The 25,688-nt window shown below is 58.2% G+C and carries 24 protein-coding genes, 1 CRISPR repeat array and 1 riboswitch; of the genes, 17 read left to right on the forward strand and 7 right to left on the reverse strand.

What is annotated here, in order from left to right:
* The first annotated feature begins 180 nt into the window (after positions 1 to 180).
* From gcvP to CYB_RS00695, 10 genes are all read left to right on the forward strand, one after another.
* A complete protein-coding gene (gcvP, locus tag CYB_RS00650; RefSeq protein ID WP_011431809.1) occupies positions 181 to 3,147 on the forward strand; it encodes an aminomethyl-transferring glycine dehydrogenase in 2,967 nt (988 codons plus the stop codon).
* A gap of 141 nt (positions 3,148 to 3,288) precedes the next feature.
* A complete protein-coding gene (locus CYB_RS00655; RefSeq protein WP_187147251.1) occupies positions 3,289 to 3,852 on the forward strand; it encodes a hypothetical protein in 564 nt (187 codons plus the stop codon).
* A 2-nt stretch (positions 3,853 to 3,854) separates the two neighbouring features.
* Entirely contained in the window at positions 3,855 to 4,292 is a 438-nt protein-coding gene (locus CYB_RS00660) for an SRPBCC family protein (protein ID WP_011431811.1), read from the forward strand.
* Between the two features lie 37 nt (positions 4,293 to 4,329).
* Positions 4,330 to 4,911, forward strand: coding sequence for a peroxiredoxin family protein (locus tag CYB_RS00665; RefSeq protein ID WP_011431812.1), 582 nt, complete (start codon positions 4,330 to 4,332; stop codon positions 4,909 to 4,911).
* A 45-nt stretch (positions 4,912 to 4,956) separates the two neighbouring features.
* On the forward strand, positions 4,957 to 6,612 hold the full coding sequence (locus CYB_RS00670) for an ABC1 kinase family protein (RefSeq protein WP_011431813.1): 1,656 nt from the start codon (positions 4,957 to 4,959) through the stop codon (positions 6,610 to 6,612).
* Between the two features lie 238 nt (positions 6,613 to 6,850).
* Positions 6,851 to 9,431: direct repeats of the CRISPR family, unit length 36 nt; unit sequence GTTCCCCCTTCGGGGGGATCCCTAGAAATTGGAAAC.
* A 37-nt stretch (positions 9,432 to 9,468) separates the two neighbouring features.
* Positions 9,469 to 10,644 carry a cyclopropane fatty acyl phospholipid synthase gene (cfa, locus tag CYB_RS00675; RefSeq protein ID WP_238376837.1) on the forward strand — a complete coding sequence of 392 codons (1,176 nt, stop codon included), beginning with the start codon at positions 9,469 to 9,471 and terminating at the stop codon, positions 10,642 to 10,644.
* A gap of 97 nt (positions 10,645 to 10,741) precedes the next feature.
* Entirely contained in the window at positions 10,742 to 11,185 is a 444-nt protein-coding gene (locus CYB_RS00680; protein WP_011431815.1) for a SufE family protein, read from the forward strand.
* Between the two features lie 52 nt (positions 11,186 to 11,237).
* Positions 11,238 to 12,320, forward strand: a complete 1,083-nt coding sequence (locus CYB_RS00685; protein ID WP_238376838.1) for a metal ABC transporter solute-binding protein, Zn/Mn family — start codon at positions 11,238 to 11,240, stop codon at positions 12,318 to 12,320.
* A complete protein-coding gene (locus CYB_RS00690; RefSeq protein ID WP_011431817.1) occupies positions 12,317 to 13,117 on the forward strand; it encodes a metal ABC transporter ATP-binding protein in 801 nt (266 codons plus the stop codon). The genes CYB_RS00685 and CYB_RS00690 overlap by 4 nt, the downstream gene beginning before the upstream one ends.
* Before the next feature lie 10 nt (positions 13,118 to 13,127).
* Positions 13,128 to 13,964: a metal ABC transporter permease gene (locus CYB_RS00695; RefSeq protein ID WP_011431818.1), complete on the forward strand. Its 837-nt coding sequence runs from the start codon at positions 13,128 to 13,130 to the stop codon at positions 13,962 to 13,964.
* Here the strand turns inward: CYB_RS00695 and CYB_RS00700 are convergent.
* On the reverse strand, positions 13,933 to 14,784 hold the full coding sequence (locus tag CYB_RS00700) for a hypothetical protein (protein ID WP_011431819.1): 852 nt from the start codon (positions 14,782 to 14,784) through the stop codon (positions 13,933 to 13,935). The genes CYB_RS00695 and CYB_RS00700 overlap by 32 nt on opposite strands.
* Positions 14,785 to 15,304: 520 nt before the next feature.
* Between CYB_RS00700 and CYB_RS00705 the strand changes: the two genes are divergently transcribed.
* From CYB_RS00705 to gloB, 4 genes are all read left to right on the forward strand, one after another.
* On the forward strand, positions 15,305 to 15,484 hold the full coding sequence (locus tag CYB_RS00705) for a 50S ribosomal protein L32 (RefSeq protein WP_011431820.1): 180 nt from the start codon (positions 15,305 to 15,307) through the stop codon (positions 15,482 to 15,484).
* Between the two features lie 111 nt (positions 15,485 to 15,595).
* Positions 15,596 to 16,012 (forward strand): J domain-containing protein, encoded by a 417-nt coding sequence (locus tag CYB_RS00710; RefSeq protein WP_011431821.1) that lies wholly within the window; start codon positions 15,596 to 15,598, stop codon positions 16,010 to 16,012.
* A 127-nt stretch (positions 16,013 to 16,139) separates the two neighbouring features.
* Positions 16,140 to 16,403, forward strand: coding sequence for a DUF3143 domain-containing protein (locus tag CYB_RS00715; RefSeq protein WP_011431822.1), 264 nt, complete (start codon positions 16,140 to 16,142; stop codon positions 16,401 to 16,403).
* A 7-nt stretch (positions 16,404 to 16,410) separates the two neighbouring features.
* A complete protein-coding gene (gene gloB / locus CYB_RS00720; protein WP_011431823.1) occupies positions 16,411 to 17,169 on the forward strand; it encodes a hydroxyacylglutathione hydrolase in 759 nt (252 codons plus the stop codon).
* A 122-nt stretch (positions 17,170 to 17,291) separates the two neighbouring features.
* On the opposite strand, the gene CYB_RS00725 is transcribed toward gloB, so the two are convergent.
* The 6 genes from CYB_RS00725 to hisIE form a co-directional block, all read right to left on the reverse strand.
* Entirely contained in the window at positions 17,292 to 18,485 is a 1,194-nt protein-coding gene (locus CYB_RS00725; protein ID WP_011431824.1) for an MFS transporter, read from the reverse strand.
* Between the two features lie 42 nt (positions 18,486 to 18,527).
* Positions 18,528 to 18,872: a DUF190 domain-containing protein gene (locus tag CYB_RS00730; RefSeq protein ID WP_011431825.1), complete on the reverse strand. Its 345-nt coding sequence runs from the start codon at positions 18,870 to 18,872 to the stop codon at positions 18,528 to 18,530.
* A 309-nt stretch (positions 18,873 to 19,181) separates the two neighbouring features.
* Positions 19,182 to 19,613: a fluoride efflux transporter CrcB gene (gene crcB / locus CYB_RS00735; RefSeq protein WP_011431826.1), complete on the reverse strand. Its 432-nt coding sequence runs from the start codon at positions 19,611 to 19,613 to the stop codon at positions 19,182 to 19,184.
* Positions 19,614 to 19,665: 52 nt separating this feature from the next.
* Positions 19,666 to 21,315: a cation:proton antiporter gene (locus CYB_RS00740; RefSeq protein ID WP_049749545.1), complete on the reverse strand. Its 1,650-nt coding sequence runs from the start codon at positions 21,313 to 21,315 to the stop codon at positions 19,666 to 19,668.
* A gap of 145 nt (positions 21,316 to 21,460) precedes the next feature.
* A riboswitch (Fluoride riboswitch) is annotated at positions 21,461 to 21,566 on the reverse strand.
* A gap of 46 nt (positions 21,567 to 21,612) precedes the next feature.
* Complete coding sequence (locus CYB_RS00745) at positions 21,613 to 22,254, reverse strand: DUF1997 domain-containing protein (RefSeq protein WP_011431828.1); 642 nt, start codon at positions 22,252 to 22,254, stop codon at positions 21,613 to 21,615.
* Positions 22,255 to 22,261: 7 nt separating this feature from the next.
* Positions 22,262 to 22,885: a bifunctional phosphoribosyl-AMP cyclohydrolase/phosphoribosyl-ATP diphosphatase HisIE gene (gene hisIE / locus CYB_RS00750; protein ID WP_011431829.1), complete on the reverse strand. Its 624-nt coding sequence runs from the start codon at positions 22,883 to 22,885 to the stop codon at positions 22,262 to 22,264.
* Positions 22,886 to 23,163: 278 nt separating this feature from the next.
* On the opposite strand from hisIE, the gene CYB_RS00755 reads away from it, so the two are divergent.
* The 3 genes from CYB_RS00755 to phnE are packed head-to-tail and all read left to right on the forward strand — an operon-like array spanning position 23,164 to position 25,685.
* Complete coding sequence (locus tag CYB_RS00755; RefSeq protein ID WP_011431831.1) at positions 23,164 to 23,955, forward strand: phosphonate ABC transporter ATP-binding protein; 792 nt, start codon at positions 23,164 to 23,166, stop codon at positions 23,953 to 23,955.
* A gap of 46 nt (positions 23,956 to 24,001) precedes the next feature.
* The gene (gene phnD / locus CYB_RS00760) at positions 24,002 to 24,898 is read left to right on the forward strand and encodes a phosphonate ABC transporter substrate-binding protein (protein WP_011431832.1); all 897 of its coding nucleotides are present in this window, start codon (positions 24,002 to 24,004) and stop codon (positions 24,896 to 24,898) included.
* Positions 24,867 to 25,685 carry a phosphonate ABC transporter, permease protein PhnE gene (gene phnE / locus CYB_RS00765; protein ID WP_011431833.1) on the forward strand — a complete coding sequence of 273 codons (819 nt, stop codon included), beginning with the start codon at positions 24,867 to 24,869 and terminating at the stop codon, positions 25,683 to 25,685. Before phnD ends, phnE begins: the two co-directional genes overlap by 32 nt.
* Positions 25,686 to 25,688: the final 3 nt, after the last annotated feature.

Raw genomic sequence — 25,688 nt, forward strand, 5'->3', positions numbered from 1 at the left:
AAGCAGAATCCAAAAGGCTCATCTGTATAGGTTGCTAACATTCTCCGACCATCTAGTGTCTCATCCCCTCCACCCCGAATCGAGGGCCAAGACAGGATTTGGATCCCGACAGAAACAATTTTTAACAACTATGATCAGGAGACAGTCTTTCTTGCCATTCCTTTCGCGGCTGATTGCACCATGTCCGACTTGGCCCTTCTCCACTCGACTCGACTTGACCCCCCGAGCCGGGATCCATCCACAGGGATCCCACAACCCACGCCTTCTCCGGAGCTGGAGTTGCTGGGGCAGACCGAACTCTTTCTCAGACGGCACATTGGGCTGGATGCCCGGCAAATTGGGCAGATGTTGCAAGTGTTGGAGCTGAGTTCGCTGCAGGAGCTGGTGGAGAAGGCGGTGCCGCCGGCCATTCGCAGCAGCCAGCCTTTGCAATTGGGATCCCCTTGCCCTGAGCAGCAGGTGTTGGCGGAACTGCAGGCAATGGCGGCCCAGAACCAGGTGTGGCGCTCCTTTTTGGGCATGGGCTATTCCAACACCCTGACGCCACCGGTGATTCAGCGCAACATCCTGGAAAACCCTGCCTGGTACACCCCCTACACCCCCTACCAAGCCGAGATCGCCCAGGGACGACTGGAGGCCCTGCTCAATTTCCAAACGATGGTGATCGACCTGACGGGGATGGAGATCGCCAATGCTTCCCTGCTGGACGAGGCCACCGCAGCCGCAGAAGCCATGGCTCTTGCCTACACCTTGGCAGGCAGGGGATCCCCAGTTTTCTGGGTGGATCGGGGCTGTCATCCCCAGACGATTGCAGTGGTGCAGACGCGGGCAGAGCCCTTGGGGATCCAGGTGCGCATAGCCGATCCAACAGAACTCTCCCTGGAAAAGGGTTTTGGATTACTCCTGCAGTATCCCAGCACCTATGGGGAAATCCGGGACTACCGGCAGTTGGTGGAGCAGGCTCACCAGAAGGGGATGGTGGTGGCGGTGGCTGCCGACCTGCTCAGCTTAACCCTATTGCAACCCCCAGGAGAGTGGGGAGCGGACATCGTGGTGGGATCCACCCAGCGCTTCGGCGTGCCCTTGGGCTATGGTGGCCCCCATGCGGCTTACTTCGCCACCCGCGAGGCCCACAAGCGGCTGCTGCCAGGACGGCTGGTGGGGATTTCTCAGGATGCTCAAGGCAAGCCAGCCCTGCGCTTGGCGTTGCAGACCCGCGAGCAGCACATCCGGCGGGACAAGGCCACCAGCAACATCTGCACTGCCCAGGTGCTTTTGGCGGTGATGGCTTCTATGTATGCCGTCTACCACGGCCCCCGCGGCTTGCGACACATAGCCGAGCGCATCCACCGCCAGGCCCATCACTTGGCCACTGGGATCTGCCAGTTGGGTTATGAGGTGGGGCCCGAGCATTTCTTCGATACCTTCTGGGTCAAGGTAGCTTCTCCAGAGCAGGTGCAGGCGATCCAGGCCGGCGCTGCCCAGCGACAGATCAACCTCCGCCAGATCGATGACCAGACGCTGGGGATCAGCTTGGATGAGGCTACCACCGCTCAGGATCTGCGGGATCTGTGGGAGATCTTCGCCGGAACCCTTCCCCGCAGCGGAACCGAGTCCTTACCGCCAGCTTGGGATCCCGACAGCCCAGAGCTGGACTTGGGCCAGAGCCTGCCGCCCCAGCTCCTGCGCACCACCCCCTACCTCACCCATCCGGTCTTTAACCGTTACCACTCGGAAACTGAGCTGCTGCGCTATATCCACCGCCTGCAAAGCCGGGATCTGGCTCTCACCCATTCCATGATCCCCTTGGGCTCTTGCACCATGAAGCTGAACGCCACGGTGGAGATGATGCCGGTCACCTGGCCGGAGTTTGCCCAGCTCCATCCTTTTGTGCCCCTGGAGCAGGCCCGCGGCTACCAAGCCCTCTTTGCCCAGTTGGAAAAGATGCTGGCGGAGATCACCGGCTTTGCCGGAGTTTCTCTGCAGCCCAACGCCGGATCTCAGGGGGAATATGCCGGCCTATTGGCCATCCGCCGCTACCACCAAGCCAGAGGGGAAAGCCGGCGGCAGGTGTGCTTGATCCCCACCTCGGCCCACGGAACCAACCCGGCCAGCGCCGTGATGGCGGGGATGCAGGTGGTGAGCGTAGCTTGTGATGAAGCCGGCAATATCGACATTGAGGATCTGCGGGCCAAGGTGGAGCAGCACCGGGAGCGGCTGGCAGCCTTGATGATCACCTACCCTTCTACCCACGGTGTGTTTGAGGAAGGGATCCGCGAGATTTGCCAGATAATCCACGAGGCGGGGGGACAGGTGTACATGGATGGGGCCAACCTCAACGCTCAGGTGGGCCTCTGCCGTCCTGCCGAGCTGGGGGCCGATGTCTGCCACCTCAACCTGCACAAGACCTTCTGCATTCCCCATGGGGGAGGTGGGCCGGGGGTAGGGCCCATTGCCGTGGCCCCTCACCTTGTGCCCTATTTGCCTGGCCATCCTGTTTTGCCCGGCTGTAACGGCCCCGTCAGCGCTGCCCCGTGGGGCAGTGCCAGCATTTTGCCCATCTCCTGGGCCTACATTCGCCTTATGGGATCCGCCGGCCTTACCCTGGCCAGCCAAGTGGCCATCCTCAACGCCAACTACATCGCCAAGCGGCTGGATCCCTACTACCCGGTGCTCTACAAAGGGCCGGGGGGATGGGTAGCCCACGAGTGTATTTTGGATTTGCGCCCCCTGAAAAAAAGCGCCGGCATCGAGGTGGAAGATGTGGCCAAGCGCCTGATGGACTATGGCTTCCACGCCCCCACCATCTCCTGGCCGGTGCCGGGGACAATGATGGTGGAGCCCACCGAGAGCGAATCTCTGGAGGAGCTGGATCGCTTCTGCGAGGCGATGATTGCCATCCGCCAGGAGATTGCCGCCATTGAGCGAGGCGAGATGGATCCGGTGCGCAATCCCCTCAAGCTGGCCCCCCACACCGCCGAGGTGGTGGCTGCCGACCACTGGGATCGCCCCTATCCTCGCTCGCTGGCCGCCTACCCGCTCCCCTGGGTCAGATCCCACAAGTTCTGGCCCAGCGTCAGCCGCATCGACAATGCCTACGGGGATCGCCACCTGGTGTGCAGTTGTCAGCCCTGGCTCGACGAATGATGGCTGCTCTGGAACTTGGCCCAGAAAGGGAGATTGGTTGTATCCAAAGGCGGGATCCGCTATAACCAGTCAGGGATCCCTGGCCAACGGATGAGAAAAAATCCCCGTCTTGAGCGGTTCACGTCAGTGGGGCCAAGTTCTTTGCCTATTCTTACTCGGCTAACCCTGGGGCTGTTGGCGGGATCCCTCGTGGCCTGTCGCAAGATGCCTGATCCGGTTGCTCAAGAAGTGGATCAGGATCCCGTGCGGCGTCACATCGGCAAAGATGGCACGCACTTTGAGGCTTCCCTAGGAGATGCCCGCGCCCTTCCCCCTCAGTTTCCCCCTCACTTGCAGTTGCCCAACGCTTCCATCATCTCTTCGGGACAGATTCGGGATCGAGAGGGGGGCCTTGCTTCCCTGATCTTGCAGACCTCTCAGCCTCTGGAGGCGATTGCCGCCTACTATCGCCGCACCCTGTGGGGCCGGGGCTGGGACATCCTCTCCGACATCGAGCAGGCCAACGGGATCCGCACCTTGGTGTTCGAGTCTCCCCCCCACCCCAAAAAGCCTCTCCAACAGGCGGTGGTGCAAGTGGGATCCCCCCGTCGCGGGCCGGATCAGGTGGAATATCGCGATATCTTGATTTTGCTGAGCACCGTATCCCCCTCTGCCACGGCAGAAGACCTCTCTGCGGCCAAGCTCGCTCCCCCAACTTCCCCCTGAGGATGCCCATCTATACCCAGTCAATTCCGATTGCGGCCAGCGTGGCCCAGGTGGATCGCTGCCTCACCGACCTGGAGTTGATGAAGCGCTGGCTCAACCCGCTGTTGGGCTGTGAGGCGGTGGGATCCCCTCTGGCGGAATTGGGCAGCCGCTACCGCTTTTTCCTTCGCTTGCCGTTTGTATCCCCCAGCTTGGATTGCGTGATTACAGAGCGGGCAGAAGGCTTGGTGCAGTGGCAGTTTAAGGGATTTTTTGAAGGAACCGACCGCTGGGAATGCCATCCCCAGCCGGGGGGTACCCTTCTAGTCAATTGCTTCAACTTCCGCATCCCCAGTCCCTGGGTGGCGGCAGGGTTTTACCTGTTGGCAGCAGGGCCGACCCAGCAGGATATGCGGGCCCAGCTCCGACGGCTGAAGGCAGTGGCCGAGGCTTTGGGTTAGGCTGGTGGCAAGTAGTAAAGAAACGTAAAAAACTGCAATGACCAGCAACAGCGGACTGTTTAACCGTCGCTTTGCCGACAACTTCATCCCCCAACCAGCCAACACTTCTCTGGAAATCGGCCAGATTGCCCCCGATTTTGAGCTGCCGCGCGTGCAAGGGGATCCCGTGCGGCTATCGGACTACCGCGGCCAAAAGCCGGTGGTTCTGGCTTTTACTCGTATCTTCACCGAAAAGCTTTTTTGCCCTTTTTGCTACCCCCACATCCAAGAGCTGAAAGCCCGCTACGGCGAGATCCAAGCTCTGGGGGCCGAGCTGCTGATGGTCACCAGCACCGATCCGGTTCAAAGCCAGCAGATCCAAGCCGATCTGCAACTGCCCTACCCGCTGCTGGTGGATCCCGAGTGCAAAACCTTCCGCCTCTATGGGGTTGGCCAAGCTTTGGGAGCACCCCTGCCGGCCCAGTTCGTTGTGGATCGGGAGGGCAAACTGCGCTTCAAGCATGTTTTCTCCTTTGCCCAGCCCAATGCCGATACCGATGAGGTGCTGCGGGTGTTGCGGGAGGGGCTGCAAACCGGCTGGGATGGAACCCGTAGGGTGGCCCCTATCCCCTTTTTCTAGGGATCGGGCTTCTCTGCCATTGGACTTCCAGGGAGAGAGACTGCGATGTTTGCCCGTCTGGCCCAGAGTGGGGCGCGTCAGGCCGAGATCCTGGAGGTGGTTTTGCGCCACGGTTGGGACTACATGCGCCGCTTGCTCTCTTTTGGCAAGGCTGGGGAACCCCAACTGCCCCCCCCAATGGTGCTGCGCAACATTTTGGTGGATCTGGGGCCGGTCTATGTCAAGCTAGGCCAGCTGCTGAGCACCCGTCCGGACCTGTTGCCGCGAGAGTACATCGAGGCCCTCAGCACTCTGCAGGCCGACGTACCTCCTGTTCCCTGGAATGCGGTGGAGATCCTGCTGCGGCAGCAGTTGCGGCAGCCGTTGGAGCAGGTGTTCAGCAGCCTGGACACAGAGTCGGTTGCGGCGGGATCCATTGCCCAAGTCCATCGGGCTTGTCTGGTCAGCGGCGAGTGGGTGGCCCTCAAGATCCAGCGGCCCGGGCTGGAGGCGGTGGTGGAGCGGGATACGCGGCTAATCCGGGGCATTGCCGAGCTGGTGGCGCAAACGGAGTTCGGCAGGTTGGCAGATGTGGTGGCCTTGGCGGATGAGTTCTGCCGGGCCATTCAAGCAGAGCTGGACTTTACCCAAGAGGCCCGCCACACCGAGCAGCTCCGCCAACAGTTGCAAAGGGGGCGTTGGTTTGATCCGGCCCAACTGGTGGTGCCGCGCATCCATTGGCCTCTCACTACGCCAAAGGTGTTGACGCTGGAGTGGATCGAGGGCCGGCCCCTGTTGGAGGCGGATCGCAGCGACGCGGACCCGGAAAACATCGCCCGCCTCTTGACCCGCGCTTTTTTCCAGCAGATCTGCATTGATGGCTATTTCCACGCCGATCCCCACCCCGGCAACCTCTTTTACTTGGGATCCGGTCGCGTAGCCCTGCTGGATTGCGGCATGATTGGGCGGCTGGATCCGCGTACGCAGCAGATTCTGCTGGAGCTGATGCTGGCCATTGTCAGCCTCGATGCCCAGCGCTGTGCCGAATTGACCCTGGAGTTGGCCCTGCCGGAAAGATCCGCGGCCCGCTCGCGGGATCAGACTGTCAGCTTGGCCCAGCTCCAAAGCGACTACGAGCGTCTGCTGCGCCAGTACTACGCCCTGAGCATTGCGGAGCTCAACTTCAGCCAGCTCTTTTCTGAGATCCTGCAGGCGGCCCGGCGCAACCAGATCCGCATTCCCGGCAATTTGGGCCTCTGTGCCAAGGCGCTGGCCAATTTGGAAGGGATCGCCCGCCAGCTCACCCCCGACTACAACCTGCCGGAGCAGCTTCGCCCCCTGATGGCGGATGTGTTTCGGGCGCAATTGCTGGGGGAGGCCCCTCTGCCTTCGCTGCTGCGCACGGCTTTGGATTTGAAAAATCTCTCTCTGCAATCGCCGCGCCAGATGGAGCTGCTGCTCAGCCGCATCACCTCGGAAACCCAGCGCTGGAACTTGACCATCCAAGAGCTGGACGGGATCCGCAGCAGCCTGGATCAGTCGGCCAACCGCCTTTCCTACAGCATTGTGGTCGGCTCTCTGATCGTCGGAGCTGCCATCATCTCGGCTCAGACGCAGCGGTTTCAGGTCTTTTGGCTGAGCGAACTCCTGTTCGGGGCGGCCAGCCTGTTGGGGCTGTGGCTCGTCATCAGCATCCTGCGCTCCGGTCGCCTGCGTGGCTAGATCCCTCACTCGGATCCCAATGTTTCCAAAAGAACACCAAAACGGTATCAACGCCTCTGCGAGCGTCCCTGAAAATCCCGGAAAAGCTCATTCTTTCGTCGGATCCCTCGATGCCTTGCGCCACAAGGCTTTCCGGCTACAAAACCCCCTCGCCAAAACTCTCTTTGCCCCCTTTTTTCCGGATCCCTCGCAAACGGGTCTTGCATCCCTTGTCCTGCTTGGCTTTAATAGGGGTAGAGTTCCCCCTTCGGGGGGATCCCTAGAAATTGGAAACGCTTACGTGGCGTGGCATAGAAGTACAACTCATCAGGTTCCCCCTTCGGGGGGATCCCTAGAAATTGGAAACGCTTTTATTGCAGCGTGTGAGAATAGCAGGTATCATGGTAAGTTCCCCCTTCGGGGGGATCCCTAGAAATTGGAAACCCCTGGCCAGAGCTATCGAGTTCACCCGCTGGCTGCAGAGTTCCCCCTTCGGGGGGATCCCTAGAAATTGGAAACTTGCCGGGGAAAATGTAGGCGAACGCCATCAGGGCCGTTCCCCCTTCGGGGGGATCCCTAGAAATTGGAAACTTTTGGGCTCTCGGGTAATCATGACTACCCCGTCTAACTGTTCCCCCTTCGGGGGGATCCCTAGAAATTGGAAACTTTACCAATAGTACCTACTGGTCTAGATTGTTTACCCCAAGTTCCCCCTTCGGGGGGATCCCTAGAAATTGGAAACGCTATCCAGCAAAGTTACCAGTTTCTCCATTTCTTCGTTCCCCCTTCGGGGGGATCCCTAGAAATTGGAAACAAGATCTGCTTCTCTGCACCACTAGCTCGCTTGGCTGGTTCCCCCTTCGGGGGGATCCCTAGAAATTGGAAACTCATTGTTTCCCCCTTTCATGCGTGCGTGTGGATAAGTTGTTCCCCCTTCGGGGGGATCCCTAGAAATTGGAAACGCCCAATATAAATGCCTCTGCTAAAGCCCTCGACTTTGCCATTGTTCCCCCTTCGGGGGGATCCCTAGAAATTGGAAACAGATGGTGGTGAACCTTGCATGGATCCGCAGTGAGGTTAAGTTCCCCCTTCGGGGGGATCCCTAGAAATTGGAAACTTGGCAATTAGCAAGTGAACCAATTCAGGATGAACATCGTTCCCCCTTCGGGGGGATCCCTAGAAATTGGAAACTACCAAACTATCGGAAGAGGGGAGGGATGGCAGTAGTTAGGTTCCCCCTTCGGGGGGATCCCTAGAAATTGGAAACAGAACTACCTCTGGACTAGCTTCTTTGGTTGCTTTGTTCCCCCTTCGGGGGGATCCCTAGAAGTCGGAAACCAGAAGACGAAGTCTAGAAACAAAACGAGAGGAGTGTAGTTCCCCCTTCGGGGGGATCCCTAGAAATTGGAAACTCTTGGTACTCGATCTCGGCCCCTTCTAGCCCATCTGGTTCCCCCTTCGGGGGGATCCCTAGAAATTGGAAACCTTTCTCCGAATGTCCTTTCGGACTTGCGCGTTAAAGCGCTTACGGTTCCCCCTTCGGGGGGATCCCTAGAAATTGGAAACTGTCTCTGAAATGTTGAAGAATCAGAGACTTTCCAGGTTCCCCCTTCGGGGGGATCCCTAGAAATTGGAAACAAGGAACCGTCGAAGCCGGCGAACATCTCGATTTCGTCCGTTCCCCCTTCGGGGGGATCCCTAGAAATTGGAAACCCCTCTTGAACGGTCTGCGAGCTGCCGCTCGTGTGGAGAGCGTTCCCCCTTCGGGGGGATCCCTAGAAATTGGAAACAGGTGAACTGGTCTTTTTCTCTCACCTTGTAGGTGAGGTTGCTTGTTGTCCCCCCTTCGGGGGGATCCCTAGAAATTGGAAACGTTGCATTCTTGATTGGTCCCAGAGGAGTATCCTGCCGTTCCCCCTTCGGGGGGATCCCTAGAAATTGGAAACTACGTTGAATCTCAGGACGTTGAAACTCTTTACATATACGATGTTCCCCCTTCGGGGGGATCCCTAGAAATTGGAAACTTTGACACTAAACACTCGCGGATAAACCGCATGGCCTGCAGTTCCCCCTTCGGGGGGATCCCTAGAAATTGGAAACAAGGGAGGAGTCTGTTATGAACGTTATGAAGTTTATCGGGTTCCCCCTTCGGGGGGATCCCTAGAAATTGGAAACACGCGCACGGCGTTTTGCACGATGCGTAAGCATAACCAACCTCGTTCCCCCTTCGGGGGGATCCCTAGAAATTGGAAACTGCCGAACACGGCCTGGTAGCAGTTTTCTGCTACTTCGTTCCCCCTTCGGGGGGATCCCTAGAAATTGGAAACTTCCCTCAGGCTATTGCTAACCAGACGTGCCCGAACAGTTCCCCCTTCGGGGGGATCCCTAGAAATTGGAAACAGCATCTAGCCAGCTCACTTTTGCGAGTATCCGGGCAGTTCCCCCTTCGGGGGGATCCCTAGAAATTGGAAACTAAGCTTCTTGGTCCCTGGATCTACTACTCCAAGTTCCCCCTTCGGGGGGATCCCTAGAAATTGGAAACAATCCAGATAATTTCGTTATTCTCGTTGATTGCATACAACGGTTCCCCCTTCGGGGGGATCCCTAGAAATTGGAAACAACCAGTCCTGGCATTCGCAGGTGAACTGGTCTTTTTCCGTTCCCCCTTCGGGGGGATCCCTAGAAATTGGAAACACCAAAAGCTCCCTGGCACTTTGCCGGCGAAACTCGAGTTCCCCCTTCGGGGGGATCCCTAGAAATTGGAAACCGCAACTCCAAGACAATCTCATACAGGTCATCGTAAAGTTCTCCCTTCGGGGGGATCCCTAGAAATTGGAAACAACTTGTTGGATCCCTTGCCACCTTGGGGTGTATTTGTTGAGTCAGTTTCCCTGCAGTGAGGGATCCCTAGGGATGGGGAAAGGACTCAACAGCTTGCGCTGGCTGGCGCGTCAGTATGCGCTTCGAGTTCTGGATGCTGCCGGTATAACCCTCAATGGCTCGCAACCTTGGGATATTCAAGTTCACGACGAGCGGCTATATCTGCGCTGCCTGCTCTATGGATCCCTGGGCTTTGGCGAGGCCTACATGGAGGGCTGGTGGGATTGCGAGGCCATTGATGAGTTAGTTTGTCGTCTCCTAACTGCCCAGGCACCGCAGCAGGTGGGTTGGCTAACTCAGCCCTTGCTTGGGTTGGACAGTTGCCTTATCAACCGCCAGCGGGGCAAGGGGGCATTCGTCATTGGCCAGCGCCACTACGACATTGGCAACGATCTCTATGAGGACATGCTGGATCGCCGCATGATCTACAGCTGTGCCTATTGGGATGGGGGCGCGCAAACTCTGGATGAAGCCCAAGAAGCTAAGCTTGACCTCATTGCCCGCAAGCTGGAACTCCAACCCGGCATGCGGGTGCTCGACATCGGCTGTGGCTGGGGCGGCACAGCCCAGTACCTGGCCGAACGCTACGGGGTGCAGGTTGTGGGGATTACTGTTTCCAAAGAGCAAGCCAAACTGGCCAGCGAACGCTGCCGCGGCCTGCCGGTCGAGATTCGGTTAGAAGACTATCGCCAGACCCAGGGAAAGTTTGATCGCATCCTTTCTGTCGGCATGTTTGAACATGTTGGCTACCGAAACTACCGAACGTTTATGCAGGTAGCCCGCCGCTTGTTGAACGACAATGGCTTGTTTCTTCTGCACACCATCGGCAGCAACGTGGCCTACCAGGGGCGGGATCCCTGGATTGAGCGCTACATTTTCCCCAACTCGATGCTGCCCTCGCCTCATCTGATTACTGCAGCCTTTGAGGGCTTATTTGTGCTGGAAGACTGGCACAATTTTGGGATCAATTACGTGGCCACCTTAAAAGCCTGGCACGCCAATTTCGAGCAGGCATGGCCAAAATTAGCCGACCGCTACGATGAGCGCTTTCGCCGCATGTGGCGGCTCTATCTCCTGATGAGTGCCGGTAGCTTCAAGGCCCGGGCCAGCCAACTTTGGCAACTGGTCCTCTCACCACGGGGAGTAAGTGGCGGCTATCGCTCGCTTCGGTAACGACAGTCCCAAAAGTTTGCAGGTGCCCCTGCGCCCTCGCTGAGTGGGGGTGTTATGATGAGTTTGATTATCATTCTCACTCTAGACAGGCTGAGGGATGCCCGCAGCTCTGCAGCAAATTGTCAATCGCTTCCAGAAGGCCAAGACCTCGCGGCAGAAGTATGAGCTTCTCCTAGCCTATGCCAAGCGCCTGCCACCCTTTCCCGAAGCGGAGAGGAAGGAGGAGAACCTAGTCAGAGGTTGCGCTTCGCGGGTGTGGCTGGCCACCGAGTTTAGGGAGGGCAAGGTCTACATCCAAGGGGATGCCGATGCTCAGTTGGTCAAGGGTTTGGTGGCCATTGTGGTGGAGGGGCTAAGTGGCCTAGCGCCGGAAGAGATTTTGGGGGTTTCCCCAGAGTTTGTGCGGGAGATGGGCCTCAATTTCAGCCTTAGCCCTTCCAGGAGCAACGGTCTGGTGAGCATGTTTTCTTTGCTCCAGCAGAGGGCTTTGGCTTTTCGAAGGTCGGGTTCTGCAAGTTCTGCTGTCTCTGTTGTTTTGTGAGGTATTTCTGCACATGACCGATAGGCTTAACTCTCTTCGCTCTGTTCGATCCATGCGATTGCTGGTATCTCTGGTGGCCGCTCTTTCGGTCGGGATCCTGGGAAGCCTGCAGATGCGCCAAGAAGAGTCCCGGGCCCAGCAGGGATCCAGCCCCCCAAAGGTGGTGACCACGATTTTGCCGATAACGCAATTTACCCGTGCTGTGGCCGGGGATCGGGCAGAAGTCACGCCACTCCTTCCCCCTCAGATGGGGCCCCACGACTTTCAGGCTCGACCTGAGGAGGTTCGTTTGCTGGCTCAGGCGGATGTGCTGGTGATCAACGGGTTGGGTATGGAAACGTTTTTGGAAGGGTTGATCGCCAGCGCTGGGAACCCCCAATTGCAAATCGTTGACAGCAGCGAAGGGATCCCAACTTTGCGGGCTGAGGAGCCAGAGCATGGGCACTCCCACGGTCACGGCCATGGACACTCTCATGGACACAGTCACGGCCATTCTCACGGGCACGGTCATGGACACTCTCATGGGCACAGCCACGGCGAGTTTAACCCTCACATTTGGCTGGATCCCAGGCGGGCCATTCAGCAGGTGGAAAATATTCGTGATGGCCTCATCTCTGTAGATCCGGCGGGGGCAGAGATCTACCAGGCCAATGCGGCTGCTTTTATCGAGAAGCTCAAGGCTTTGGATGAGGAGATTGCCGCTCGGCTAGCTCCCTTTGCCGGAAGAAGCTTTGTGGTCTTCCACGACTTTGCCCCCTATTTTGCCGAGCGCTACAACCTCAAAGCCGAGTTCTTGGTGGAGATCCCAGAGGCCAATCCTTCTCCAGAAGATGTGCGACGGGTGATGGAGACGGTGCGGGAGTCGGGCCTGAAGACGATCCTGGTGGAACCGCAGCTGGGGAGTAACAACCCCTTTGAGGTTTTGGCCAGAGACCTAGGGATCCAAGTTCGCGTTTTCGATCCCATCGAAACCGCTGGCCCTGAGGGGATCGAGCCGGAATATTACCTGACCATCCTGCGGCAAAACGTGGAGAACCTGGTCTCCGCCTTTGAGAAGGAGACGGCCTTCCTGCCCCTGCAATTGCCGCTGCTGGGCCAAGCTGCTCTCGAACACCTGCTGGCGAGGGGGCGATGATCTCCTGCTCCGGCGAGGTTGTCCTGCGCGTCGAGGGGCTGACGGTCTATCGGGGATCCCAGTTGGCGGTGCAAAATGTGTCGTTTGAGCTGAGGGCGGGATCCCATACGGCGGTTGTTGGCCCCAATGGAGCCGGCAAAAGTACCTTGGTACAGGCGATTTTGGGGATCCTGCCGCGGCAGTGCGGCTCGGTTTGGATTCTGGGAGAGCCGGTGCGCCTGTCCGGCTATTTGCCCCCCTCGGTGCGGCAGCAGGTGGCTTACGTGCCCCAACGTTTTCAGTTCAATCCTGGGATCCCCATGGTGGTGGAGGAGTTTGTGGCTTTGGGTTGGGGGGCGTTGCAACCCCGCTGGCCCTGGCAGCAGCGCTCTGCTCGGCAGCAGGCGGTGCAAGAGGCGCTGGAACGAGCCGGCGCATCCCACCTGTCCTCCAAGGCTCTGGGCCAGCTCAGCGGCGGGGAGCTGAAACGGGTGCTGTTGGCCTATTGCTTGGCTTGGCCGCGGCGGCTGCTTATCCTCGACGAGGCACCGGCAGGCTTAGATACGCTCAGCGAGGGGGAGTTTTACCGGCTCCTGGAAGAGCTGCGCCAATCTCTGGGCTGGACCATTTTGCAGATCTCCCATGATCTGGAAATGGTGTCTTGCTATTGCGACCGCGTGCTGTGCCTCAACCAATCCCTCATCTGCCAGGGATCCCCCCAGGTGGCTTTGGCACCAGAAGTGCTGAGCCGGGTTTATGGGCCTGTTCGCGACAGCGGTGCGGAGCACCATTTTGTCCGCTACATCCACCGTCACTGAGGGGAAGGCGATGTTGGAGGGCTGGGTGCGGGTAGTGGAGCTGTTGCAGTTGCCCTTTATGCAGCGGGCCATGCTGGGTGGGATCCTCACCGGCATGACAGGTGGGCTGCTGGGCAGTTTTGTTATTCTGCGGCAACTGTCGTTTTTTAGCGATGCCCTGGGGCATTCGGCTCTGCTGGGGATTGTTTTGGGAGTGCTGCTGGGGCTGAATCCCACCGTGGTGTTGATGGTGTTTGGGGTGGGATTTGCTTTGGGCGTCACCTTTGTCTTGGAGCGCACTCAACTGTCGGCGGATGCGGTGCTGAACATCATCTACTCTTCCTCTTTGGCGCTGGCCGTTATCGCCCTCAGCTTGCTGCCCGGCTATCGGGGCAACCTCAACCAGTTGTTGTTTGGGGAGATTTTGGGGATCAGCCCGGCAGCCCTGTGGACGAGCGGGATCCTCTTGCTGATCAGCTCGGCCTATGTGGGATTGACTTTGCCCTCCCAAATGTTGCTGACCCTGGATGAGCCGCTGGCGCGGGCGCGGGGGGTTCAGGTGGGCTGGCAGAAGCTGGCTTTTGTGGTGTTGCTGGCTGTGGTGGTGGCCCTGGCGATTCGCTCGGTGGGGGTGTTGCTGGTGAGCGCTTTTGTGGTCATCCCGGCCTCGACAGCACGGATGTTGGGATCCCGCTTTACAACCTATGTGCTGCTGGCCATAGGTATTGGGGGACTGAGCGCGGTGCTGGGGATGATCGCCTCGGCAACCTTCAACCTGCCCTCCGGCCCCAGCATTGTTGCCACCCAGTTGCTCTTTTTTCTCCTAGCTATGGCGCTCAAGGGGGTGTCGCAACTCCTGCAGCTCTAGCTAGCGGCAATCCAAGAGCTCTCTCGGGCAGCGGCTTTTCCTGCAGAAGCTGGCCAAACAGGCGGCGATAGCTCTCTGGAAAGACCTGCCCGCTGAGGGTGGGCTGCTCGTAGACGCGCTTGAGGGTGTTGAGATCCCGCTTGGTAATGTTGGGCACCCGCAACACCCGCCGATTGCCGGTAGCCGCCGCATGGTGTCCGCCATACATCAGATCCCGCAGGTTCGGGCTATGGCCCCACAGCCCCAGCCCATGCCCGATCTCGTGTCGGGCCACCGCCGTTATTTCGGCCAACCCCTGTCCTTCTGCAATGACGATGCGCACCCGCTGCTGCAAAGAGCCATCGGAGGCGAAGAAAAACTCCGGGCGGGCCGCCCCAGCCACCCCGCCGCCAATAGGAGGAACGCGGTAAATGCTCATCCCGTAGAAAGCCTCCTCCTCTTTGGCCACCACCTTGAGCGGGATGTAGGCCGACCACTCCTTCACCGCTTGCTCCACGGAGGCCTTCCACTGGGGGTGATCCCCTTGGATGTAGATAGGGACGGGATAGAAGGCCCACTGGGCATAGGCTCCACCTGGCAAAAGCGGCTCGATTTCCTCAAAGTAGTCTCCCACCGCCTTGTCGTAGGCGTAGCGATCCAGGCCGGGGGGAAGTTTGAGCCGCATCGGCTGCGGCAGTTCTCCGGCTTGAGTTTGAGCCTGGGCTTGCAGGGCTTCAATGCCAAAAAAGTGGGGAACCGGCAGGGATCCCCTGCCCCCCACTGCCAGGACGAGGAGCATCGTCCAGCCGAGGATGCAAAGCTGTAGAATGCGCCGCCGCATCAAAGCCGCCCTTTCGCCCTTGTCTTTCTACAAGGTTAGTGGCTCAGAAAGCAAGTGTCGTTCGTTTGACATCCTCCCCGGCCTGAAGGCTGGAGATTCCTACCACGCTGCGCATGGATGGCTCCTTGCGCAGTCGTCTCGGCGGGTTCCTGCTTCCGACCGCCCGTGCAGTTCGATCCACAGGCCATCCGGGCTGACACGGGTGGTTCACCCACCCGCATCCCGACCGCAGCGTCGGCCGTGTCCTGCCCTTCGTCTCGCAACAGCTGTATCCCGCGAGCAAGGATGTTGATGGCACCGACCAGAAAGGCCTCCGGCCCGCTGCCGCGATCGGCGTTATTCTCATAACTGCGTTTTTAAAGGGCGTCGGCTACGGTCGGCGCTATCCTTCCCTGCCCTGAAGGACGGGGCTTGCCGCGCCTTTTGGTCAACCACTGATAGGCTACTTGCCTGAATAAAGCTGGGATCGGCAGCGCAGCCTCAATGCTAGCCTAGTAAGGCTGTGTTTTTGTGCGAAGCCATGCCTGTTCCTAAGAAGAAAACTTCTAAAGCCCGCAGTCGCAGGCGCTACGCCGTCTGGCTGGGCAAAGCTAAGCTCCAGGCCCAGCGAGCCATGACCATTGGGCGCGCCATTCTCAGCGGTCGCAACACCGGTTTCTACTATCCCAAAGCTAAGTCTGAAGAGGATGAGGAAGAATAGAGGCTTGCTGCAGGGATCCCGGTGTCTGCGCGAGTGATTACACTGGACTAGAGCTGTGCTCCCCTGAAAGCGGTTTTGCTGCCCCTGTAGTCTTGCTCCTCCATAGGTTGCATGCGCTCCTTGACTTCCCTCACCTACTACCAACGGCTGGGTCTGTCTCCAGGGGCATCTCCTGAGGCCATCCGGCGGGCTTATCGGCAGTTGAGCAAACGCTACCATCCCGATACTTCTCCCCTGGCCCCGGAAGTGGCCATTCGCTGCTTTCAAGAGTTGCAGGAGGCCTACCTTGTCCTCAGCAACCCGACGAAACGGGCCATCTACGATGCCAGCTTACGGGCGGTGACTGCCAACACGGGATCTCTGAGCATGACGGGATCCCTTGGTGCCGATTCTCTAGAGCTGCGTATGGAAACCCGCCCACTTTCGGCTGGCGAGCTGTGTGCCCTGCTGCTGATGGGATCCACCCTGGTTGTGTGTTTGGTGTTGGCAGGTGTCCTCGCTTGGCTGCGAGAGAGTGGGGCAAGCTGATTCTGCGAGCATTTCCTGCCCTCTTCGGTAGGACATTGGGATCGAGTTTTCGGATTCTGGATCAGGAGTGCTTGAATGAACATAGCCCGTTGACTCTAGGGTTTGATTGCTTTTCTTGAATCTCGCCATGCCTTTGCCTCCTGCAACCACGCCCCTGTACAATCACCCGCTCCACACCATCGAACGCTGGCTGGAGGATCAGGGCTGCACCCGCGATCCGCAGGATGTGGAGCAGTGGTTTTGCGAACGGCCTGGCTGGAAAGCCATTTTGCGCCTGGAAGAAACCAGCATTTGGGTGCGATACACCTACCCAGACGGCAACACGAAAACTTTATCTTTTCCCTATTCCCTCAGCCGGCAAGACGTAGAACAGGCCATTTTTGAGAGTTAGCCGAGCCATGCGCGTTCTCCAGTTGCCTGCCCTGCGCGATAACTACATCTACCTGCTCCACAATCCCGACACTGCAACAGCAGCCGTGGTGGATCCGGCAGTGGCTGAGCCCGTGTTGGAAAAGCTGGCCGAGCTGGGGGCGGAGTTGGTGGCCATTTTCAACACCCACCACCACCACGACCACGTGGGGGGCAACCGACAGCTTTTGGAGCGCTATCCCCGTGCCAGAGTCTATGGCAGCCAGGTGGATCGGGGGCGGATCCCTGGCCAGACGGTGGAGCTCAAGGCAGGGGAAACAGTGGAGTTTGCGGGTCGGCTAGCAAAGGTGCTGTTTGTGCCCGGCCATACCCGCGGCCATATTGCCTACTACTTTTCCGAGAGTGGGGATCTCTTCTGTGGCGATACCCTGTTTGCCGGGGGATGCGGGCGGCTGTTTGAAGGCACGCCGGAGCAGATGGTGGGATCCCTGGATCAACTGCGGCAGTTGCCGGAAGCCACACGGGTGTGGTGTGCCCACGAATACACCTTGAACAATCTCAGGTTTGCCCTGACAGTGGATGGAGACAACCCCGACCTGCAGGCGCGTTATCAGCAGGTGGCTGCCCTGCGCCAGACGGGATCCCCGACTGTCCCCAGCACCATTGGCGAGGAACGCCGCACCAATCCCTTCTTGCGTTGGGATCAGCCGGCTTTGCAGGCAGCCACCGGGCTCCAGGATCCGGTGCGGGTCTTCGCTCGCCTGCGCGGTATGAAGGATCAGTTCTGAAAATCGGGTTCTGACAAAAGCTCCTGGAGGTGGCCCAAAACCTGAGGGGATGGTGCTCCTCACCACTAGCACAAACGAAACCCCCGAAGAGCTGCACCGTAATCTGGTGCAGGGGCTTTTCATCAGCCCACCTCGGCCTGCCTCCTGGACACTAGAGCCAGCAGGATAGCCGCCCCCAGCCCTTGAGTGACTACCGAAAAGAGCACTAAGCCAGTCAGGGAGAAATCGTAAAGCACCCCCATCAGGGCGCTGCCCACAAACCAAGCCAATCCATAGACACTGGTAAACAGGCCAAAGGCAAAGCCCCTCGTCTCGGGAGCTACCATACCGGCCACCGCCGCCTTCATGATGGATTCTTGGGCCCCCAAGCCAATGCCCCAGAGCACCATGCCCAGCACCGTCAGAGCATAGGTACCGGAAAAGGCCAGCGGCGCAAATCCAGCCGATACCGCCACCGCTCCCAGCAAGCTCCACAGCCCCACGCGGTCAAACAGCCAGCCACATCCCAGGGCGGCCAGGGCATCCACCCCCATGGCCAGGGCATAGAGCAAAGGGATCCCTGCCCCATCGCTCCCTGACTGTTGTTGCAGATGCAGGGCAATGAGGGGAAAATCCGCAAACCCCATAGCCACACAGGCTGCTGCCAAAAGATACAGCCAGAAAACTCTGGGCAAGCCTTTTGCCGAGGTCATCTCCGGCTCCGGCTCGAAGTCTCGTGGGCTGGGATAGAGCCATTGCGCCAGCCCCAAAACCCCCAGTCCTATTGCCGCCGGGATCCCCAAGGCCAAAAACGCGCCCCGGAAGCCATATCCCGCTCCTAGCATGGCTGCCACCAGCAGCGGCCCTGCCACTGCCCCAATTTGATCTAGGGTCTCATGCAGGCCAAACCCCAAGCCCCGTCCCACCTGCAGGGCTGCATGAGAAAGCAACACGTCCCGCGGCGGGGTGCGGATCCCTTTGCCGGTCCGCTCGGCCAAGAGCAGCACGGCGGCCCAAGGCCAACTGCCCACCCAGGCCAAAGCCGGGATCACCGCCGTGTTGATGACATAGCCCAAGGTGGTGAGCTGCCAGTGCCCCCGACTGCGGTGCAAGGGATCCCTGCCCAGCTGGTCGCTCCAATAGCCCACCCCCAACCGCAAGCCATAGGCCAATAGCTCCCCCCCGCCGGCCACCAGGCCCACCACCGTGCCGCTGGCCCCTAGGGATCCCAAAAAAGCTCCAGAAATGCTGCGTGCCCCTTCGTAGGTGGCATCGGCGCAGAGGCTGACGATCCCCAGCAAAACAATAAAGCGCAGGGCAGAAGGGGAATCGGGCATAACCAGCTCCTTGGCAATGGGGAATCTATTTTCAGATCTGGACTATTGTTGTTGATGAGGAACATGATGGAATACTTGTACCCTATGGCAAGTAACTAGACCGTCATGCATCAGAGTTTTTACTTCCGGTAGAAAGGCTTTGATTTTTTCCGGCGTGTCGATGAAAGTTACCAAAATGGGCAGATCTGTGGAAAGCTCTAGAAGGTTACTGCTGCGAATATGACTGTTTCGACCAAAGCCAGCAATAGCTCGCACCACAGTACCACCAGCTAGCCCACGCTGACGACCTAGCTCCAGCAGAGCCAGGTAGAGAGGCTTCCCTTGCCAACGGTCTGACTCGCCGATGTAAATATCCAATTTATAAACTTCTGGTTCATCATCTAGCATACTTGTATCCCTTTTGTTTTTGGGCTGTTGCGATTGTCATGGTTACAGATTTTTCCGCTTCACATAAGGTCTACAGTGAAGTGGGATCCTTGTCAGGCAAGAGATTGGCTGGCATTGGCTGTAGTGAGTAACGCTGGAAAAACTGTATATTGCTTTGGTGAAGAGTGCTCCTTAAGATAAGAAATTCCAGGGGGTTGACTAGTGGGGATCCCGGTGCTTTTAAGAAAAAAGTTATTGCCTAAAATGACCAGTTGCTGCACCTGGCTTTTGGATGGATAGATTGCTGATTGATAGGGGTTACGTTAAACGTTATCGCCACAATCGTGCCAACAGGATCCCAAGCTCCATAGCCAAGGCTCCAAATAGGCAAGAACCGAGCCAATAGACAAGCCCAGTAGCAAAGCGATGTTGCTGCCAGAGGCTAAAGGTATCCAGTTCATAGGTAGAAAAGGTGGTGTAGGAACCCAGGAATCCCACCCCGAACAGCAGGCGAATTTCCGGTGAGATCTCAGGGCGTTCCATAGCCACGGTCATGAACCAACCCATGACCACACAACCCGATAAGTTGATGATCAGGGTTCCGTAGGGAAAGCTAGGGCCAAATCGCTCCGCAAACCAGAGGGATAGATAGTAGCGACTCAGGGATCCGCCAATAGCCCCCAACGCAACCGCAAACGGAACTCTCAAACTGGGAGAGACCAAGCCATGGTTTAGGTAAGCCCACACCGATTGCAAGCGCATCTATTCTCCTTGAACTGTGTTCCCAGAACTTCCTACGGAAAAGGTGGGATCCTTAGCTTTTTCTGCCCTCAGAGATAGGGATCCTGCTTCTCTTGAAGTCCTCTTCCTCTACCAAAATTACCGGAATCGGGCTGGTTTCCAACACCGCTTGGGAAGTGGATCCCACCAAAACCTGCTCCCAGCCGCGGTGCCCCCGCTTGCCCATGACGATGTCGGTTACCTGCCGCTCCTGAGCTAGGGTTACGATGGTCTCTGCCAAGGGCCCCGAGGCCAAGCAAAACTGGTGGCGAATATCCGCCAAAAGACGCTGGGTGAGTTGCCGCAACAGTTCTACCCCTTTCCCCTGCGGCTTATCGGTAACATGCAACACAATCACTTCCCCATCCACCCGCCGCGCCAAATCGGCCACCTTGCGCAGCACGGCTTCGGCCAAAGGGGAGGTGTCCACCGCTGCCAAAAAGCTCACCTTGCCCTGGCTGCCTACCTTGGTGGGATCCACCTCTCCTTTTTCCAAAAGCCGGGGGGCGCAAACCTGGGTCAGCCAAGCGCCCAGGGGAGCGGTAACCAGAATTGACAAAGCCGCCAAGGCCAAAATGATCTCCCCACCGGGGATCCCTTGGGCCAAAGGGATCCCACCAATAGCCGCCTGCACCGTCGCCTTGGCCATGTTGCCCGGTAGCAAAAACAGCCGCTCCCGCCCGTTCCAATTGCTTCCCAGAGTGGAAAGCCACCAACCCAGGCCCCGCCCTAGCAGCAGGCTCAGGGTTAAGAGCAGCAAGCCCGGCCAAAACACGGATCCTAGCACCCCCAGATCCAGCGACGCTCCCAGTAGCACAAACAACACGATCTCCGCCACCGTCCAGAGGGCATCGAACCCACCCCGCAGCCGCCGCGCCAAAGGGGCATCCAGCTCAATCAGAAAAAACCCCATGGCCATCACCGCCAGATAGCCGGAAAAATAGGGCCACACCTGCGGCGCCAGCACCAAGCCCAAGGCCATGCAGGCAGCCAGCAGCACTTCCTGCACGCTGTTGCGAGTCCAGTTTTGTTGGGTTAGCAGCGACACCAGAACCCGCGCCCCCAGGTAGCCTACAGCCACGCCCAGCAGGATCTCCATCACCACCTGGAACGGCAGCCACTGCAGCGGCGACAGCTCCAGGCTTCCCAAGCGAACGCTCGCGGCGGATCCTTGGCCCAAAAAGCTGAGCAGCAGGCTAAACCCCAACAACAGCAGTACGTCGGAAAGGGCGCTGCCGGTCAAAATGGCATCCGGGATCCCTTTGGTTACTCCCCAGCCCAAACTCTTGAGGCGCAACATCCCCGGCACGATCACAGCCGGCGACTCTGCCCCGATCACACAGCCCAGCAGCAAACCGGTAGGCCAGTCCAACCCCAGGATCCAGGTGCTCAACAGGGCCACCGCCACCGCCTCGCAGGCTGCCGGCAAAAACCCCAGCCGCAACGCCACGGATCCCTGCTGGGCCAGCTTCTCCCGATCCAGCCCCAGGCCCGCCTTCATCAAAATGATCATCACCGCCACCACCCGCAGATCCCCCGCCGCTGCCAGCACCTCCGGGGATAGGACATCTCCCAGCAAGATCCCCACGAGGATCATCCCCAGCAGGGGGGGCATCCCCAACCGACCCACGATTTGGCCGACAAAAAAGCCCATCACCAAGATCCACAGCCAACTGCCCAGCATCACCAGATCCTCATCTCCTTGTCGTCAGGGTGTTGAAGGGCAGCCCAGGGAGAAAAAGCCATCCGCGTCAGGAGTGGGAGCACCATCGCGTCCGCAGGGTGGGGCCTCAAACAAAGCCAAAGACCCCTACCCCCTGGACTTGCCCAGAAGTGTAGGAGTCATCAGCCTCAGCTTTTGAGGTTAGAACCCTCTTCCTCTATAGAAAAATTCCAAGTGAGGCGGTTGCGGCGAACTCCATCGCCGGTTGCCGGAGCACTACTCGAAAGCTGACCGGCAACTTACTTGGCACCTAAGATATCACGCTTTGTCTTCCACTGCAATTAAGCGATAGGGGTGATCGGGACACCCAATAGAGCGATAGAAATCGCTGCACACATTGTGGGTGAGGCGGTCACTCATACCCCGGGTTACCTGCTGCACCACTTGACGGGCCACCCGATAAACCAACTTGCGGGGCAAAACCTGCAAAAACCTGGGCAAAGCCAGCCCAATCTCCAGATGAAGAGACCAGTGAACACGAGTTGTGGGCAGGTCTTTCAGGGATCCCTGTAGCTCCTCCAGCCGGAAATCGGCTTGGCAGCTGACCCGGTAAGGCATTCCTTCATCGCCGGGCAACTCAATCGAGGTCAGACAAAACCGGTAATCTTTATCCGGCCAGATCTTGACCCCAAAACTGGGCTCCAGCTCAAACCCCAGCCCGCCCATGCGGAAAAACTGCAACCTGTAAGTCTCGGCAGACAAAGCTTCCACCTGCAACGGCCTAAAGCACCGCTGGATCCACTGGGCATGGCCTCTCAGGTAACGGGCCAAGGTCTCCCGATCGGTTTCCAGATCCACTTGGCCACAGCGCGCGGCTCGTAAATCCAGGTGGGCTTTGTCCAGGGAGGGATCCCAAGAGGACGGAGAGGGATCTGCGGGAGCACCGCCTTCGGGGGACATGGCCCTTTCACTTGGCGGAACGGCGGGCTTGGAGCTGGCGATAGACATCCCTAACATCTACCTGATAGTGAGCAAGGGCCACGAGGCAGTGGTACCAGAGGTCGGCCATCTCACGGGCCAAAGCCACGCGGTCTTGATCCTTAGCCGCCATCACCACCTCAGCCGTCTCCTCGCCAAGTTTCTTCAAAATGGCATTTTCCCCCTTGGCTAGCAAGCTGCTGGTGTAGGAATCGGGACGGGGATCCGCCTGGCGGGCTTTGACGACGGCAAACACCTGCGACAGGGTATCGGCTGCCGGAATGGGATCCCCTTGCAAAGGGCGGAAGAAGCAGCTCCGCGCCCCCGTGTGGCATGCCGCATCCCCCACCTGCTCCACCAGGATGACCAGCGCGTCGCCGTCGCAGTCGTAGCGGATTTGCTTGACCCACTGGACGTGGCCAGAAGTTTCCCCTTTGGGCCACAGCGCCTGCCGCGAGCGGCTCCAGAACCAGGTGCGGCCTGTTTCCAAAGTTTTTTGCAGGGACTCCCGGTTCATCCAGGCCATCATCAGCACCGTCCCATCCAGGTAGTCCTGCACGATGGCCGGGATCAAACCCTGTTCGTTGTAGGTGAGGCTGCCTAACCAAGCCATCTCCTCCGGTGAAAGGGCTCTGGGGGACTGCCAAGAGAGGCCCGAGATCACAGCAGCAGCCATAAGGGTTTGGCAGAAAACCAATCGAGATTATTAGCAGGATAGCAGAGCAAGCTCTCCCAGGGGTACCTCCAAGAGCGCCCTCCAGGCCAAAGCCAGTTTCGAGAAGCCATTGAGAAGTCCTGCTGCCCAGGCCAGCAAAGCTTAACTTGGTTTTAACTTCAGTATCAGGCCAATCTGCTAAGTTTGTTACCGGTTTTCCCGCCGTGAGGTAGCTTATGCGCATCCAAGTCGAGAACCTTTGGGTTGCCTTCAAAAACAAGGTTGCCCTAAGGGAGGTTTACCTTGACCTATTTGGCGATGGAGCGCAGGTTGTGGCCTTGATCGGACCTTCGGGAGCAGGAAAGTCGACCTTTCTTAGGCTTTTGAAAGGGATGGTCAAGCTCAGCGGCGGAAAAGTTTGGGTTGATTCTCTTCCTCTCCATGAAGGCCAAAGGGATGCCCTGCAACAGCTGCGCAGGCGCACGGCCATGGTCTACCAGACCTTTCAACTCATCGGGCGCCTGACGGTTCTGGAAAACGTTCTTGTTGGGCGTCTGCCTCACATGAGTCCCATTCGGGGTCTTTTCAAGCACTTTTCTGTTCAGGATTTGGCCAAGGCGGAAAAGCTGCTGGAAGAGGTAGGGTTGCTAGAGCATGCCTGGCAAAGGGCCGACGCTCTCTCAGGGGGGCAGCAGCAGCGAGTGGGTATTGCTCGCGCCTTGATCCAGGAGCCAGCCCTGATTCTGGCCGACGAGCCCATTTCGGCTTTGGATCCTAAAAATGCAAAGGTAATTATGGAGCTGCTGCTGGGAGCGGTGCGCCGCCAGGGGATTCCGTTGCTGGTTACCCTGCACCACCTAGAAATGGTGCGCCATTACGCCGATCGAGTCGTTGCTTTCAAGGAGGGCCAGGTTTTCTTCAATGGGCCGCTTTCCGATTTTACCTCTGAAAAGGAAAAGGAGCTCTACTTTGGGGAGAAGGAAACCCACGAGGCAAGCGAATGGTTTTCCTCAACCTTGATGGTCTAACAAGATCCACCTTCAACCGCAAGTTAACTGCAAAGGAGAAAACCTTATGCGGAGAAGAAAAATTCTGTTCCTTGCTGCCTTCCTCATGGGAATTTCCAGCTGGGTTCCAGGGCTGGCTCAGAAGCAAAACTGGCCCAAGGAGCTGGTGATTGCTGAAGTACCGGTGGAGAGTGCTGCCGATTACGAAGCTCGCTATGCTCCCTTTTTGGATTATCTCAAACAAAAACTGGGGATCCCCGTCCGCCTGTTTGTGGCCGGTGACTACACGGCGGTGATGGTCTCCCAGGCACAAGGCCAAACTCACGTAGCTTTCTACGGCCCTGGCTCCTACGTAGATGCCATTGAAAAGGCCAACGCTCCCATTGAAGCGTTCGTGAAAGAGGACTCGCTGCGCTCGGGTACCGTTTATCACTCCTTGATACTTTCCAAGAAAGGCAGTGGCATCAAAACTCTAGAAGACGCCAAGGGCAAAGATTTTGCTTTCGTCGACCCAGAGAGCACCTCTGGCTTCAAGGTGCCCATGGCCTACTTCTGTCTTGAGGCCAAAATCAAGCCCAAGGAGTATTTCAAGCGGGTGGCTTTTGCTGGCACCCACGAGTCGGTCATCTTGGGGATAGCTCAGGGAACCATTCCCGTTGGTGTAACCTGGGATACCGGGATCAGCATTGCCACCAACAAGGGGCAGATCAAAGGCATAGAGGACCTTGAGGTCATCTGGAGATCGGATCCCATTCCTTCCTCTCCCTGGGCCTACCGTAAAGATCTGCCAGAGGATCTCAAGGAGGCCTTGCGCACGGCCTATCTGGAGTACGAAAACACGCCGGAGGGTCAGAAATGGCTGGAGGCTCGTGGACTGAAGGGCTTTGAGCCGGCTAGCGACGCAGATTACGATCCCTTCCGCAAGGTCAACGATGCTCTTAAGAAACCTGAGTGCCAACTCTAGGAGACTTCCCCCCCTGCCAGCAGAGCTTAAGCGCAGGGAGCTGATCACGGTTGTGCTGTATGGGGGGGTTTTTCTCGCTCTCTTGCTGACGGCGGAGCCTGCCGGGATCTCGCCAGGAAAGTTGTTAGCTGGCTTGGGGAGGAGTGCGGCCTTCTTGGCTCGCTTCTTTCCTCCCAGCTTTTACTTCTTGCCCAACTTCCTTTACTCCCTGTTGCAAACCCTGATGATGGCCCTCTGGGGCACCTTCCTGGCCACTTTTCTCACGGTTCCCTTGGCCTTCCTGGGATCCAGAAATGTCATGCGTTCCCCTGCGGTTTACCTGCTTGTGCGCGGGCTCATGGATGTCCTCAGGGGGCTCAATGAACTGGTCTTGGCATTGGTTTTTGTGGCCGCAATTGGCCTAGGACCCTTGCCAGGGATCCTAGCTTTGACCCTGCACACGGCGGGTGTGGCAGGCAAGCTCCTCTCGGAGGCCATCGAGACAGTAGATATGAAGCAGGTGGAGGCGGTAGAGGCTACAGGTTCCCACCCTCTCCTGGTTATCGCCTATGGCTTCTGGCCACAAGTGGCTCCTGCCTTTTACTCCAGTACTCTCTACCTTTTTGAGGTTAACGTGCGCTCGGCAACGGTCTTGGGCTTGGTGGGGGCAGGGGGCATTGGGTTTGATTTGATGCAGACCATACGAGCCTTTCGCTTTCAAGATGCGGCCACGGTCGTTCTGCTGATTCTGCTAGCTGTATTTACAATTGACAAAGTTTCGGCGCGGATCCGCCAGACCCTGATTTAGGAG

Origin of the sequence: Synechococcus sp. JA-2-3B'a(2-13), from assembly GCF_000013225.1 — a bacterium.
In the GTDB taxonomy this organism is placed as follows: Bacteria; Cyanobacteriota; Cyanobacteriia; order Thermostichales; family Thermostichaceae; genus Thermostichus.

Excerpts from the sequence above, each read along its gene's own strand:
- CYB_RS00700 (WP_011431819.1), bottom strand. The coding sequence starts at position 14,784 with ATGCGGCGGCGCATTCTACAGCTTTGCATCCTCGGCTGGACGATGCTC.
- CYB_RS00665 (WP_011431812.1), top strand. The coding sequence starts at position 4,330 with ATGACCAGCAACAGCGGACTGTTTAACCGTCGCTTTGCCGACAACTTC.
- CYB_RS00745 (WP_011431828.1), bottom strand. The coding sequence starts at position 22,254 with ATGTCCCCCGAAGGCGGTGCTCCCGCAGATCCCTCTCCGTCCTCTTGG.
- CYB_RS00715 (WP_011431822.1), top strand. The coding sequence starts at position 16,140 with ATGCCTTTGCCTCCTGCAACCACGCCCCTGTACAATCACCCGCTCCAC.
- CYB_RS00755 (WP_011431831.1), top strand. The coding sequence starts at position 23,164 with ATGCGCATCCAAGTCGAGAACCTTTGGGTTGCCTTCAAAAACAAGGTT.
- CYB_RS00685 (WP_238376838.1), top strand. The coding sequence starts at position 11,238 with ATGCGATTGCTGGTATCTCTGGTGGCCGCTCTTTCGGTCGGGATCCTG.
- CYB_RS00710 (WP_011431821.1), top strand. The coding sequence starts at position 15,596 with ATGCGCTCCTTGACTTCCCTCACCTACTACCAACGGCTGGGTCTGTCT.
- CYB_RS00660 (WP_011431811.1), top strand. The coding sequence starts at position 3,855 with ATGCCCATCTATACCCAGTCAATTCCGATTGCGGCCAGCGTGGCCCAG.
- CYB_RS00670 (WP_011431813.1), top strand. The coding sequence starts at position 4,957 with ATGTTTGCCCGTCTGGCCCAGAGTGGGGCGCGTCAGGCCGAGATCCTG.
- crcB (WP_011431826.1), bottom strand. The coding sequence starts at position 19,613 with ATGCGCTTGCAATCGGTGTGGGCTTACCTAAACCATGGCTTGGTCTCT.
- CYB_RS00730 (WP_011431825.1), bottom strand. The coding sequence starts at position 18,872 with ATGCTAGATGATGAACCAGAAGTTTATAAATTGGATATTTACATCGGC.
- CYB_RS00725 (WP_011431824.1), bottom strand. The coding sequence starts at position 18,485 with ATGCCCGATTCCCCTTCTGCCCTGCGCTTTATTGTTTTGCTGGGGATC.
- gloB (WP_011431823.1), top strand. The coding sequence starts at position 16,411 with ATGCGCGTTCTCCAGTTGCCTGCCCTGCGCGATAACTACATCTACCTG.
- hisIE (WP_011431829.1), bottom strand. The coding sequence starts at position 22,885 with ATGGCTTGGTTAGGCAGCCTCACCTACAACGAACAGGGTTTGATCCCG.
- CYB_RS00705 (WP_011431820.1), top strand. The coding sequence starts at position 15,305 with ATGCCTGTTCCTAAGAAGAAAACTTCTAAAGCCCGCAGTCGCAGGCGC.
- CYB_RS00740 (WP_049749545.1), bottom strand. The coding sequence starts at position 21,315 with ATGCTGGGCAGTTGGCTGTGGATCTTGGTGATGGGCTTTTTTGTCGGC.
- gcvP (WP_011431809.1), top strand. The coding sequence starts at position 181 with ATGTCCGACTTGGCCCTTCTCCACTCGACTCGACTTGACCCCCCGAGC.
- CYB_RS00690 (WP_011431817.1), top strand. The coding sequence starts at position 12,317 with ATGATCTCCTGCTCCGGCGAGGTTGTCCTGCGCGTCGAGGGGCTGACG.
- phnE (WP_011431833.1), top strand. The coding sequence starts at position 24,867 with ATGCTCTTAAGAAACCTGAGTGCCAACTCTAGGAGACTTCCCCCCCTG.
- CYB_RS00680 (WP_011431815.1), top strand. The coding sequence starts at position 10,742 with ATGCCCGCAGCTCTGCAGCAAATTGTCAATCGCTTCCAGAAGGCCAAG.
- phnD (WP_011431832.1), top strand. The coding sequence starts at position 24,002 with ATGCGGAGAAGAAAAATTCTGTTCCTTGCTGCCTTCCTCATGGGAATT.
- CYB_RS00695 (WP_011431818.1), top strand. The coding sequence starts at position 13,128 with ATGTTGGAGGGCTGGGTGCGGGTAGTGGAGCTGTTGCAGTTGCCCTTT.